The sequence below is a fragment of the Halopseudomonas sp. genome (assembly GCF_038130085.1).
Taxonomy (GTDB): domain Bacteria; phylum Pseudomonadota; class Gammaproteobacteria; order Pseudomonadales; family Pseudomonadaceae; genus Halopseudomonas.
In genome coordinates this window covers 136,448-148,138 of sequence record NZ_JAYPMU010000010.1, presented here as the reverse complement: position 1 = coordinate 148,138, position 11,691 = coordinate 136,448, and the positions used below count along the sequence as shown (strand labels likewise).

Here is an 11,691-nt window from a genome sequence, read left to right as displayed (position 1 = left end):
CCATGGCGGCCTGACTTAAACGAAATGGCCTCCATAAAACCCGGTACGATTCACCCGCAGGTTGCGCCGCGCAAGCGGGCTGAATCCGAATTTTGCACCTGCAGCGTCAGCGCGCCGCTCAGCATCGTTGCGCAGCTTGCGCCAGATCGAAAGGTCTTTGGCGCCAGTGCGATAGGTCATCACATCGCCGCGCCCTTCCAGCTCATCGTTCAGGCGCTGAATCTTGAGCGTCCAGCGCTGGTAGTCGCTGACCGCTTCGCAGTACTGGGCCAGCGCCTGCCGGTCGAGTCGCGTAATCAGCCCAAGCAGCACCAGGTCAGGGCCAACTCGATCCCACTCGGCGCGGGCGTGTTCGTCCAACCAGTCAGGCGCTGCCGGTATCTCGACCGGCAGCGGGCTGCCCTGCATCTCGTCATGCAGGTCACGCGCCGATTTCTTCGACCGATTGCCTGTCAGCAGATGCACCACAGCGGGTTTTGCATGCCGGCCGGAGTTTGCATTTCCAGCCATAAATCACCTCAGATTTCACACAGGGCCGCGCCCCTCAGCAAAGGGGGCCACCCCCATTTTTCCCGCTCTTGCAAACGAGGTTCCCCCCGTCGTTCGAGGGTCTGTTGGTTGGGGACTTTTGGGTACCCCCTCCTGCGGCAGTTTTTCTGCCTAGAGCCCAACTCGACGATTAGCTTAAATCTCTAATCTCGCAGCCTCTGAACTGCACTACTGGTTCCAGTGGTGGCTGGCGTTATGCGGGATGCCATCGGCCGAGCACCCAGGCTCGCCGGACTTCTCTACTCGCTGCTTGTAGCTGTCGTGGCACGGCTTGCAGAGTGACTGCCAGTTCTTCCGATCCCAGAACAACTTGCGGGCTGCTGCGATGGCAACCTTGCAACCAGTCATAAGCGCGTGACCAAGCCGGTGCGGCACCTTGTGGTCAACCACAGTGGCGGGCGTCACCCGACCATGCCGCTTGCACTCTGCACACAGCGGATTCTCTGCCAGCCACACCAGCCGCGCCTTCTGCCAGCGGTAGTCGTAACCCTTGGCCGCGCTACTGGTGATCTTTGTCACCGCTGGAACACCTTGAGCAACAGCCCGAGGATGGCTGGCAGGCTCCGACCGTCAGGCCCGTTGAACCAAGCAAACGCACCACGCACCAGCACCCAAGCAGGCAAGCCGGCGGTCAAGTACACGCCAGCGAATGCCATCAAGCCCTCGACTGTATCGGCCCATGCCTGCAAGCCCAGCCACTGGATGATGAACGCACCTCCGCATACCGAACCGAACACCGTGCATACAAGGGCAACCACCCACTCACGGCGCGACTGCGGCTCAGTCAGGCACATCACCACAAGCGCTGCGGCACTAGCGCCAACGCTGATGCCCAACAACTTGCCCAGGCCAATGCCGGCCAGCCCTGCGGTGGTCGGCTCGCTCATGTCTTGAGTCCTCATGGATGCTCCCGGGTTGAACCTTCCCTGGCGCTGAAATAGAAAACCCCGCCGAAGCGGGGTTTGGGGTTTGCTGGCAGCCAATCCAGCAGGGGAAGCGTTGTGCGCTTGCTGCTTACGCACGAATCAAAAACTTAGCTGACTTTTTACGCTACACCGTCAAAGGCGTAAACCATCGATTAACGCCGTTTCCGTGGCTTTGTGTGGGTGGTGTGTGCAAGGTGTGTTGAACATGGTTTGGCACCAAAAAACACCCGACGAACGGTCATAACTATTTTCACGCAGACCGCTTTAGCCACGGCAACTCAGCCAGCAGGATCGGCTCCACCAGTACATGCAGCTGGTGCAGCTTGCTGCGGTACGTTGCCTGCGACCGCCAGCCCATACGCTTGGTCTGCTGCTCCACCAGCGGCATCGGGTCTGTCAGGTACCGCACCCGAGCCAGCTTGGAAAGCTCAACACCTACCTTGCCGTGCCCGCCCGCCTCAACCGGCTGCCGGATCATCACCAGCGCACGCTCGACCGCTTCACCCACAGCACCCAGCGGGCCGTTCTCAAGACCAACGCCGTAGCCATTGCCAAGCGCAGTACTCCGGATCAGCTCGCCCCGAGCATCGATCATTGCACCCAGAGTGCACTGCAGCATTGCCACCGTGCCCCGCCGCCGATACTGGTCTCCCCAGGTAATCAGGGCCATTTCAACCCGCTCGATCATCGCAACACCCCCTGTTTTCCAACCCTAGACAGAAATCGACCAACCCTAGACACAACCCCAGACAGCAAAACCCTTTTAAAAACAAACACTTTTTTATAACTGTCTAGGGTGTCTAGGGTTACTAGGGTTTTTTCCTCACGCATGAACAAAAAACACCAAAGCCGATTGCGATAAATACACGCCCGCGCGCGCGTAAAAACCCCTGCAACCCTAGACACTTGAACGCCAGCCCCTCTAACACGCGGGCTGTAGCTGTCTAGGGTTTGATTCTGCAACCCTAGACACACCCTAGACACCCCGGACAGATTACGCATCAGGGCCTCCCGCATTGCGCAGCGGCGCGCTGTATCCAATGCAGCCGTCCCACTTCTCCGGGTGCCAGCCGGCCTCAGCGGCCTGCCTGCGCCAATCGCGCACCAACTGGCCCAGCCGCTTGCCATCCGACAGGTCGAGCCCGTCAGGCGGGTTAGGGACAAAGAACATCGAGCGCCTTCGGTTGTTGAAGTCGTCGTACCAGAAGTACTGCCCAGGCGACTTGTATGTGTCCGGCTTGGTACCGAGAAACAGCCCGAACTTAGTCTCGCTCAGCTTGTGTTCACCGCCCCGCGAGCACCACTCAGTGAACAGGCCGTAAAGGTCCTGCGTGCGACACGGGCTGAACGGAATACCCAGCCCGTCCGTCTTCCACAGGTTGTAGAACGTTTCCCACGCAGTGAAGCTCAGCTCAACCAGCCGCTGCCGTGCTGGCGTCTTCGGTGGCCGGGTGCGCTCGTCAAAGTCGCCCAGGTCGTAATCCAGCAGATACTGGTAGAACGCCTCAATGCCGCCGTTCGCCAGTTCCCAGCCGATCCGCTTCTGCGCCTTTTCCGGCAGCGTCAGCTCTGGCCACAGCACCAGCATGCGCCGGTCGTTCTCCCCGATCGGCCAGGGCAGGATCTCGTTCGACAGGAACACGGCGTTCATATAGTTCGCCTCTTCCCACCCGTTCATAAACTTGGACTCAATGCGCACGGTCTTGCCGGTGACCATGTGCTTAATCTTGCCGGTCTGGTTGTAACGCTGATCCCGGCTGACGACCTCTTCAAACAAGCCATACAGCTTGCTCGACTGCCACTGGCTCCAGCTGCTCTCCAGCTGCACCTGGCCAACCGTTGCGCCGTACTCCCCATAGATCGGCCGCATGATGTCGCCGAACAGCAGGCTCTTACCCGAGCCCTCCATCGTCGAGTGCATCAGCACCGCCGTGTCCAGCTTCGCGCCCACATGCTGCAGGGGGAATGCCAGCCACTTCGTCAGCCAGTCGACCGCATCCTGCTGGCCGTTGCACAAGAACCCCAGCAACCAGACGATGCCACGGCACAACTCTAGATCGGGGTTCGGGGTAAGAGGCAGGCCCTCGAAGGTGTTGATCGTATCCTTCGGGCTTTCCGTCATGCGCGGGTCAAACACCAGATTCGCAGCCGGGATCACTTGGCGCTGGTCCGAGTTCTGCCATAGCGAGAACGCATCACCCAACGCCAACTTCACCGCCGCCGATGGCAAACGCTGCCGCAGCTGGCGGTCATAGATATCTTGCGAGCCGTCCAGGTACACATAACGCCAGTACAAGTCCTTGGCCTTGAGCTGCCCCTTCGACTTGCCCAGCCGCTTGCCCAACTTCGCATCCGTCTCCAACCGTTTCGCGTGCTCAGGGTCTACGCCCTTCTTGCCCGGCAGGTCATACCACTGGTTGCCCAGCGCCTTGCCAACCATCGCCAAAAAGCCCGTCTTCTTCACGACCACCTTGCGGTGCAGGTCGAATACCTTCGTCTCGCCCTCAACCAGAGCGAACCGGGCCGTCACCTTCTCCAGCGTCCAGCCCGGAGCCTCCCCCGCCCCCTCTTCTGGCGGTGCCGCACCAGCGGCGGGCGCTGTGTCGGATGGGGCCGGGGGAAGGTCATCAGCCGCATCAGGCTCGCCCGCCGTGCGCACACGCGGCAACGGCGCATTGGCCGCAGCACGCTGCAACTGCTCTCGCACCACGTCCAGCCCAAACTCTACATGCAGGTCATTCCAATCGATCTTGCGGGATGCCGTCATGCCGCCTCCCTGCTCTGCTCCGGCGGTACCGGGAACACCGCAACCGCGTCAAACTCCAACGCCAGCGCCTCGGCCTGCACCCGGCCCGGGTTATCGCCGTTGGCCTTGGGGTCATCATCACCGGCAATCACCAGCTGCGCGTGCGGGTAGCGCTCACGAATACCGCGGGCAATGTGCGCCATATTGCCCAAGTCAACGCACATGATCGTCGGCCACTGCGTCGCCTGGTACACGCTGCAGGCCGTCGCGTAGCCCTCGGCCAACGCGATCACCGGCATATCATCCGACCGCCCAACCCAGTGGCAGCAACCCTGCTTGCGCGCAAACTTCGGGAACAGCTTTGTGCCGTTGCCGTTGATGCTCTGGTGGCTCCACACGGTACCGTCCAGATCGGCCAGCGGGATCAGAATGTCACCCGTCCCGTACTTGCGGAATGAAAGGTGGTCAGGGCGCGGGTGAGGCAGAGCCGCAAAGAACTGGCCGATGCTCTCCCCGGTCCAAATCTCACACACCCCGCGCTTGTCGTCGGTCACCATCAGCACCGGCTGCGTCACAAAGCGCACACCAAATGCCGGTGCCTGCTTGCGGTCCAGGTACGCAGACTTGCCCCGCGCCTTGGTGAACTCAGACAACAGCCGAACAGTTGCAGCCTGGATCTGCTGCTGCATGTTCGCAGCGTGCTCTTGATCGGCCAGCACCGCGGCCTCCCGCTTTTTGCGGCGAGCTTCCTGCTCTTCCCTTTTCCTCCGCTTCTCAGCGGCTGACATTTCACGACGCTCGCGTGTCCAGTTATTCTCAACCGCAAGCTTCACCACATAGGCAATGGTGACTGTGCCCTCAGTGCCAGATAGCTTGCATGATTTCCACATACCTAGAGCATCATCCCGCTTGTACCTTGAGTCACCCCGGCTCCAGTCATCCCAAACATCAAAGCCGTCCTCTCCGAACTCATGCTTGATGCCCATGGTAATCATTGCCCAAGTCTTACGGTCACAAGCTGGAGAGATCCTATCCAGCATGCTCTTGAGGTCGTCCAGCGTCAGATCAGGGTAATCAGCCATGCTGCGCCCCCTTAATGACCTTGAACTCGACAACCCAAACCCAGGGGTTTGCGTCCCAGCTCTCATCGCCGTTGATACGGCTCCAGAGACTGGCGAACGCAGTCCGCTCATCTGGCGGGCACTCACCAAACAACCCGGCCAGATCACTCGGCAAGTCTGGGAGGCTGCATCCCTCATCTAGCGCGGATTCCCGGCTGATCTGGTGCAGGCGCTCTACGCGCACTGCAGTGATTTCCAGCTGGATGCGGCTCGCCGAACGGGGCATATGGATGCTCGGCTTCCAACGGCGGGAGCCATCCAGGTCACACATTCGCTTTGTCGGGGTGGCTCGATAATCGACTTCGATCACTCCCAGGTCCGGATCACCCTGACGGTAGATCGGGCACCAGCTTTCTCTTACCCAAAGCTGATCGCCGGGCTCACCGTAGGGGCAGTCCATCAGAACAGATTTCTGCCTGCTTGGAAGCCATACGGTTGGCCGCATCCAAGGCCAGCTAATCTCCTCAAGCTGCGACCCCTTCGGCAACTTCACAACCCGCCGCGTCACCGTCTTCCGGCCTTCCAAGATGGCGCGCACCATCGGCGCGCTGAACAGAATCGGACGCTCACGCACGGCCCACCCCCTTGAGCTCGCGCACGGCCTGGCAATCGACACAACACTCAACCCCCGGCAACGCCTCGCGCCGCTTGAGTGGAATGGCTTCATCACAGTCGAGGCAGTACGGGTGGTCGATAGCGGGCCGCGAGGCTTTCTGGAGGCGGGCCGCGAGAGCATCATCCAGCATCTGTTGAGCGCGATCGCTACCCAGGTCGCATGCATCAGCCATGGTCATGGCCCTCTTCCATCGCCTGCCGCGCACCAGCCACAATGCCCAGCACCTGCCCGATCAACAGCCGCGCGTGGTATTCCAGATCGGCGACCTCATGAGCCTCCCAGCGCCCGTCGTCGGCACCGGCATGCAGGCTGCCAACAAACTTGCCCTCTTCCTCAAGCATCTTGCCCAAGGCCTTGAGCGCGGGCTTAGTGGCGGGCACTGGCTGAGGGGTGAAAGCAACAGCCCCCGCACTGCGCACCAGCGCAGCGGTCAGGCGAGGGTCTTGCGTATGGGAGAGAATGTCCTCGATCCACTCCGGCGCGATCGGACGCCGGTTGTTCGGGTTCAGTGACTTTTGCAGGGCGTCTGGGTCGATGCCCATTTCCAACGCAACGGCAGTGATACCGCCTCTGGCGTCACGGCAAGCGCGATACAGCGCAGCCCTGAGTGACAGCACCGGCCCGGCATCCGGCAGCAAGTCTTTACGGCTCATAGGTCTTATTTCCCCTTTATCGCCGTAGCCAAGGCGCGCATGCGCGCTTATCCTTGGTCTACAGCAGTCGCCGGCCCCTCTGCACTGGCTGTGTCAGGGGCTGACTGTTGTACGGTGAGCGGTGTGGTAGCTGCTCACCAAACCCGTCAGAGTCAGGGTCTTCCGTGGTAGGTGGCCCCTTGGCTCTGACACCTATTCAGCCAGTCGCAATGCGGCTGGCTTTGTTTCTTGCTCTGTGCCGGTAGCGGTCTGCTGGTGAGGCTCCCGCTACCGGCTCCCGCCGTGCTGAAGATGGCTGTGTCTCCGGCGGGCTGATGTTCTGTTAGGCGGCTGCTGGTTCGGCAGGGTTCCGGCCTACCGGCTTCAGCTCATAGGCCTGAAAGCGGCCACCAGCAAGCGCGCGCACCCAGATATTCCGCTTCGATTTGAGCATCTGGGATACCGAACCTTGGGTTACCCCAAGCGCGACCGCGATCTGCTCTTGCGAGCGACCGGCCGCAAAGTCTTTCAACGGAATCGCATCGGTGATCTTCATGGCAATGACGCCTCTTCATTTCTGCACTAGCGGCCATATTAGTCAGGCCAATTTTATTGCGCAAGGATTTATTAGTCTGGCCGTTTGCAAATATAAGCCCAAGTAATAATTATTGGCGCATGACCAATTCATACCAAACCAAACAGCCAGAGGTTGACCCGGCAATCGTTGCCGAGGAAAGCGCACGCCTGAAGGCGATATACAAGGCCCGAAAGCGTGAAGACAAAAGCCTCAATCAGTACGTCGTGGCTGATCGGTGCGGTTGGTCATCTCAGGGATCTGTTAGCCAGTACATAACCGGCAGAATGCCCCTCAACATTGAGGCACTACTTAAGCTGGCCAACGCCCTCCACTTCCAACCAGCAGAAGTGAGCGATCGACTCGCCCCGCTGATACCACACCAGGTCAAGGAAACCCGGCCAACCTACCACTCAGGCGAAAATGTCAGCCCCGACACCGAAGCAGGCCGCATGCTGCCTGTGATCGGCGAGGTGCAGGCCGGCGCGTTCTGCGAAGCGGTCGACAACTTCCACCCTGGCGACTCTGACGAATGGATTCACTCAGGAGGCCCTGTGAGCAGTCGGGCTTTTGTATTGAGAGTTGACGGCACAAGCATGGTGCCGGACGTGTACCCCGGAGATCGGGTCGTTATCGATCCCGATATCGAAGCGCAGCCAGGTGACATAGTGCTGGCCAAACGCACAAGCGATCAGACAGTTACGCTGAAGCGCCTGCGCCGAGAGGGTGGATCGTTTTATCTTGAAGCGAGCAACCCTGCCTTCCCAGATCGAATCATTCGACTGTCGGAAGAATGGACCATCTGCGGCAAGGCGCGCCGAAAAATAGTAGAGCTATAAAATTCCGATAGAAATATTAGCTAGACTATTGACCAAATAAATTAGTCAGACTATTTTTGTGTTGAACCCACCTACCACTCAGGTTCAACACAATGCAGACACAGCCAAGCAACACCTGCAGGGTATACCTGCACCCCACCGCAGCCACTAATCCGGCAGCTATCGCAGCAGTCATCGCCCGCACCGGCCTTGCCATCGTTATCGGCGGCAACCGCCGTGGCGCTGCCCTGCGCCCTGCTCAGCCGGTCGACGACCTCGGCCCCTGGGACGGAGGTGACGCAGCATGAATCGCCTCACCGTAAACAGCCAAAGCCTTCTGGTTCACCAGATCAAAAGCCGAGGCTCCTTCCTCGTTGTGCTCCAGCAGCCAAACGGCGAGCGCGTGCGCGCCAAGCTGGAAACCCAGCACGATGGCCAGCGCATCAACCTCACCCTGCGCGCCTGCGGCACCGTCAACAGCACCACGCTACCACTGGTGCAAGCTGACAAAACCCTCAAGTACCGCGCCCAACGCTGGATCGAAGACTGCGCCAATGGCCGTCTGGAGCGTGCAGCGTGAACCGGGAAGAACAGCGCAAGGTGGCGCTCCTGCATATCAGCAAGGCGCTGGACTGGGTGCGGTACCGGTGCGCAGCGGATTACGACACCGGGTACGCCGGCGGCCAGATCAACATGGTCTTTTTCCTTGGACTAATTGACCGGGAGGAGGCGGACCGGCTTGACGCACTGCAGCACAACGCGCGCGAACACAACAAACGCCGTTGGTCTGTAGCAACACAGGAGGCCACCCATGCCGCGTGAATTCGACCTCGCCACCACGGCCAAGCTGCTCGGTACCGGCCTCAAGCGCCTGACCGCAGACCTCAAGGCCCGCAAAATCCTTGACGAGCACTGCCTGCCCTACAACACGTCAGACGTTGACCGGGGCCGCTTTCGCGTGCAGCTCAAGCACCACAACGGCAACCCGCAGATCAACAACGGCAACGGCCAGATCTACGGCCAAACCTACGTCACCCAGAAGGGCCTGCGCTGGCTCGCCGACCTGATGGGCGTAGAGATCGAGGAGGCAGCGTGATCAACCTCAACAAAACCCCACTCAACCCGCAGCCACTGGTCGAGCGCATCACCGGTGCCGTCGCCCTGCTGCAGCTGCGCCTCCAGCACCCTACCGCCGTGGATGCCAAACAGGCCGCAGCCGCTGCCGCTGAAGCGCTCGAGCACCTGCGCCGCTTGGACAACGCCGCCCTGCGCCTGGCCGAGGCCCTGCATATTGGCATAGCCCGCTTCCCCCACCCGCTGACCGTCAGCGTCGGGTTTGCAGGGCGCGGCCAGGAGCAGCTGCAACTCACCGTAATGGACGGCCAGCATGTAATGCACATGGTCCAGGCCAAAACAGTAGATGGTCTGCGCGAGCTGCTTGCAGTGGGCTACCTGCCCGAGGTGGCCGCATGACCACCGCCACCCTGGCACAGCTGCAGCGCCGCTACACGCTGCCTTATCTCACCCTGAGCGAACTGCGCGCCGAGCACTTCCCGCACATTCGCACAGACCGCCACCTGCGCCGGCTGATCGATACCGGTGAGCTGCAAATCACGCTCCAGCGGCTGCACGCATCCAAGCGCAGCCCGCTGGTCGTCACCCTGGAAGAGCTGGCCCGATACCTCGACGCCCAGCTCCAACGGGCCAACGCCGCCTAAGCGGCACACAACCAGAGGAAGCACCAATGAAACCTACCGACCCGGGCGAGTTCATCGCCAGCTTGAACGCCGGCGTACTCGCCAACCAGATGGGCATGGCCCTGTCGCACGTCGCCGCCGGCGTCGTTGAGCACGGCAAGAAGGGCAAAGTCACCCTCACGCTTGAGCTGAGCCAGATCGGCGACAGCCACCAGGTGAAAGTGGCACACAAGCTGGACTTTACCGAGCCAACCAAGCGCGGCAGCAAGCGTGAAGACACGGCCACCGAGACGCCGTTCTTCGTCACTGCCAACGGCCTGCAGCTGTTCGCCGACAACCCCAGCGGCCAACTGTTTAGCAAGCAGGACGCCCCGGTCGTCGCCCGCGACTGACCGCCAGCAGCACCAATCCACCTACCACAAGGAAAGACCCAATGTTGCCAGTAGAAACCCTTAACCAGATCACAGCGACCCACGCCGTAGCCAACGGCAAGCCGCTGGATACCTTCGTGCCCGCCGCACTGGTACCCGATCAGTACCGCGTTCAGGTTTTGGAGCATCTAGACTCAATGCGCAGCCGCTTCCGTGGCCAGCTCAAAACCCAGTCGTTCCGCGACTTCTGCAACTACGTTGCCCACCACATGGGCGATGACACGCCGTCCGGCTTTGTCGATGCCGACGCGATGGCCTGCCAGGTGCTGTTCAACCTGGGCGATATCGGCGACCCCGGCCACGGTGACGACAGCGCCACCCTCACCCTCAAGCCCACTGCCGCGTTCAACGCCCTGCGCCAGATTGCTGGCAAGACGCTCAAGCAAAGCCAGCTGGCCGAGTGGATGGAAGACTGGCACGACTTCCTCGAGGTGCGTGACACCACCGGCACCATCATGGCCACCGCTGTCGCCGTGCAGAAAGTCCGCAGCATCACCATCAAGGCCATGGCCGAGCGCACCAGCACCGAGCAGAACTTTGGCGCATCACGCAGCAGCATGGACAGCATCGAAGCCGCCCACGCAGAGCAGCAGCCGAGCGACCTGCTGTTCACCACCCCGCCCTATGACGGCCTGGGCCGGCGCGACTTCAAACTACGCCTCAGCATCATCACCGGCGACACCCCGATGCTGAAAGCGCGCTGGGTGATGCAGGAACAGCAAGAAGAAGAGATGGCGCAGGAGTTCAAAGAACGCCTGACCGCCGAGATTGGCGGGCTCTGCACACTCACCGTCGGCACCTTCGCCATCGGCAATTAACCACCAACAGCAGCCAGCCCGGTGCAGCACCTACCACTGCGCACCGGGCGCAGGGAGACACAGCCAATGACAGCACCAACCACCCTCACCGACATCCACTACCTGGGCGCCGCCATCCTCGTCCTGATCGCCCTGTTGGCCATCGCCTGCTGGTGGGCCTATGAGGCATTCGAGCGCGGCAGCAGCATGGGCAGGGCCGAACTCAGCAAACTGCGCGCCGGTATGAACTCGGCAAACCGTAACAACAACGACCTGCGCCGCGAGACAGTCGGCCTGAAGAACCAGCTGGAGCGCACCAAGTCGGACTACGCCCAGGCACTGGAACAGCAGCAGCTGAACCACGAGCAGGAGCTGCAAGCCCTGCGCGCCAATCTCACCCCGCTCAGCGAGCGCGACATCAGCACCATCGGGAAGATGGCCGAGAAGCTGAACCTCGCCGCCAACGCCCTGCACGCCACCGGCAGTTTCAAGGAATCACGCGAGGCCAAAAACCTCGCCTCCAGCGGCTTCCGCATCGTCGACGACCTCAACCGCGCCCGCGCCACGCAGGAGGCAGCATGACAGGCCAAGCCATCCGCACCCGGCAAGAGCTGATGCAGCAACACGCTGCCCACGCCGCCAACATCGCCCTGCTGCTGCGCACCCCGCCCGAGGGCGAAGCCGCTCGCTTTCGCCGGCAAAAGACAATCGACAACCTGCGCAACCAGATGCTGGATATCGACATCCAGCTGATGCGCGAAGAATGCGCAGAGGGGGTGTGACC

21 protein-coding genes are annotated in these 11,691 nt (G+C 61.1%); 11 read left to right on the top strand and 10 right to left on the bottom strand.

The window, feature by feature from the left end; genetic code table 11:
• Positions 1–15: 15 nt before the first annotated feature.
• The 10 genes from AAFM31_RS10020 to AAFM31_RS09975 form a co-directional block, all read right to left on the bottom strand.
• The gene (locus AAFM31_RS10020; protein ID WP_341707774.1) at positions 16–510 is read right to left on the bottom strand and encodes a phage terminase small subunit P27 family; all 495 of its coding nucleotides are present in this window, start codon (positions 508–510) and stop codon (positions 16–18) included.
• A gap of 207 nt (positions 511–717) precedes the next feature.
• On the bottom strand, positions 718–1,068 hold the full coding sequence (locus AAFM31_RS10015) for an HNH endonuclease signature motif containing protein (RefSeq protein WP_341707773.1): 351 nt from the start codon (positions 1,066–1,068) through the stop codon (positions 718–720).
• Positions 1,065–1,436, bottom strand: a complete 372-nt coding sequence (locus AAFM31_RS10010) for a hypothetical protein (protein WP_341707772.1) — start codon at positions 1,434–1,436, stop codon at positions 1,065–1,067. Before AAFM31_RS10010 ends, AAFM31_RS10015 begins: the two co-directional genes overlap by 4 nt.
• A 289-nt stretch (positions 1,437–1,725) precedes the next feature.
• The gene (locus AAFM31_RS10005) at positions 1,726–2,163 is read right to left on the bottom strand and encodes a hypothetical protein (protein ID WP_341707771.1); all 438 of its coding nucleotides are present in this window, start codon (positions 2,161–2,163) and stop codon (positions 1,726–1,728) included.
• Positions 2,164–2,469: 306 nt separating this feature from the next.
• Positions 2,470–4,242 (bottom strand): primase-helicase family protein, encoded by a 1,773-nt coding sequence (locus AAFM31_RS10000; RefSeq protein ID WP_341707770.1) that lies wholly within the window; start codon positions 4,240–4,242, stop codon positions 2,470–2,472.
• Positions 4,239–5,303 carry a PriCT-2 domain-containing protein gene (locus tag AAFM31_RS09995; RefSeq protein WP_341707769.1) on the bottom strand — a complete coding sequence of 355 codons (1,065 nt, stop codon included), beginning with the start codon at positions 5,301–5,303 and terminating at the stop codon, positions 4,239–4,241. The genes AAFM31_RS10000 and AAFM31_RS09995 overlap by 4 nt, the downstream gene beginning before the upstream one ends.
• A complete protein-coding gene (locus AAFM31_RS09990) occupies positions 5,296–5,883 on the bottom strand; it encodes a hypothetical protein (RefSeq protein WP_371833031.1) in 588 nt (195 codons plus the stop codon). Before AAFM31_RS09990 ends, AAFM31_RS09995 begins: the two co-directional genes overlap by 8 nt.
• Positions 5,884–5,908: 25 nt before the next feature.
• Positions 5,909–6,136: a TraR/DksA C4-type zinc finger protein gene (locus tag AAFM31_RS09985; RefSeq protein ID WP_341707767.1), complete on the bottom strand. Its 228-nt coding sequence runs from the start codon at positions 6,134–6,136 to the stop codon at positions 5,909–5,911.
• Positions 6,123–6,611, bottom strand: coding sequence for a phage regulatory CII family protein (locus AAFM31_RS09980; protein ID WP_341707766.1), 489 nt, complete (start codon positions 6,609–6,611; stop codon positions 6,123–6,125). The genes AAFM31_RS09985 and AAFM31_RS09980 overlap by 14 nt, the downstream gene beginning before the upstream one ends.
• Before the next feature lie 322 nt (positions 6,612–6,933).
• A complete protein-coding gene (locus tag AAFM31_RS09975) occupies positions 6,934–7,146 on the bottom strand; it encodes a Cro/CI family transcriptional regulator (RefSeq protein WP_341707765.1) in 213 nt (70 codons plus the stop codon).
• A 119-nt stretch (positions 7,147–7,265) separates the two neighbouring features.
• Here AAFM31_RS09975 and AAFM31_RS09970 point away from each other — a divergent pair, with 119 nt between their 5' ends.
• The 11 genes from AAFM31_RS09970 to AAFM31_RS09920 all read left to right on the top strand — a co-directional run bounded on the left by AAFM31_RS09970 (position 7,266) and on the right by AAFM31_RS09920 (position 11,689).
• Positions 7,266–8,003, top strand: a complete 738-nt coding sequence (locus AAFM31_RS09970) for an XRE family transcriptional regulator (RefSeq protein WP_341707764.1) — start codon at positions 7,266–7,268, stop codon at positions 8,001–8,003.
• A gap of 92 nt (positions 8,004–8,095) precedes the next feature.
• A complete protein-coding gene (locus tag AAFM31_RS09965; protein ID WP_341707763.1) occupies positions 8,096–8,290 on the top strand; it encodes a hypothetical protein in 195 nt (64 codons plus the stop codon).
• Positions 8,287–8,562 carry a hypothetical protein gene (locus AAFM31_RS09960; protein ID WP_341707762.1) on the top strand — a complete coding sequence of 92 codons (276 nt, stop codon included), beginning with the start codon at positions 8,287–8,289 and terminating at the stop codon, positions 8,560–8,562. The genes AAFM31_RS09965 and AAFM31_RS09960 overlap by 4 nt, the downstream gene beginning before the upstream one ends.
• Positions 8,559–8,804 carry a hypothetical protein gene (locus AAFM31_RS09955; protein ID WP_341707761.1) on the top strand — a complete coding sequence of 82 codons (246 nt, stop codon included), beginning with the start codon at positions 8,559–8,561 and terminating at the stop codon, positions 8,802–8,804. Before AAFM31_RS09960 ends, AAFM31_RS09955 begins: the two co-directional genes overlap by 4 nt.
• Complete coding sequence (locus AAFM31_RS09950) at positions 8,794–9,078, top strand: phage antirepressor KilAC domain-containing protein (protein WP_341707760.1); 285 nt, start codon at positions 8,794–8,796, stop codon at positions 9,076–9,078. Before AAFM31_RS09955 ends, AAFM31_RS09950 begins: the two co-directional genes overlap by 11 nt.
• Complete coding sequence (locus AAFM31_RS09945; RefSeq protein WP_341707759.1) at positions 9,075–9,455, top strand: hypothetical protein; 381 nt, start codon at positions 9,075–9,077, stop codon at positions 9,453–9,455. The genes AAFM31_RS09950 and AAFM31_RS09945 overlap by 4 nt, the downstream gene beginning before the upstream one ends.
• Positions 9,452–9,700 carry a pyocin activator PrtN family protein gene (locus AAFM31_RS09940; protein WP_088273969.1) on the top strand — a complete coding sequence of 83 codons (249 nt, stop codon included), beginning with the start codon at positions 9,452–9,454 and terminating at the stop codon, positions 9,698–9,700. Before AAFM31_RS09945 ends, AAFM31_RS09940 begins: the two co-directional genes overlap by 4 nt.
• Before the next feature lie 26 nt (positions 9,701–9,726).
• On the top strand, positions 9,727–10,071 hold the full coding sequence (locus AAFM31_RS09935) for a hypothetical protein (RefSeq protein ID WP_233048839.1): 345 nt from the start codon (positions 9,727–9,729) through the stop codon (positions 10,069–10,071).
• A 41-nt stretch (positions 10,072–10,112) separates the two neighbouring features.
• Entirely contained in the window at positions 10,113–10,928 is an 816-nt protein-coding gene (locus AAFM31_RS09930) for a DUF2303 family protein (RefSeq protein ID WP_341707758.1), read from the top strand.
• A gap of 66 nt (positions 10,929–10,994) precedes the next feature.
• Positions 10,995–11,489: a hypothetical protein gene (locus AAFM31_RS09925; RefSeq protein WP_341707757.1), complete on the top strand. Its 495-nt coding sequence runs from the start codon at positions 10,995–10,997 to the stop codon at positions 11,487–11,489.
• Positions 11,486–11,689 carry a hypothetical protein gene (locus tag AAFM31_RS09920; protein WP_341707756.1) on the top strand — a complete coding sequence of 68 codons (204 nt, stop codon included), beginning with the start codon at positions 11,486–11,488 and terminating at the stop codon, positions 11,687–11,689. Before AAFM31_RS09925 ends, AAFM31_RS09920 begins: the two co-directional genes overlap by 4 nt.
• The last annotated feature ends 2 nt before the right edge of the window (positions 11,690–11,691 follow it).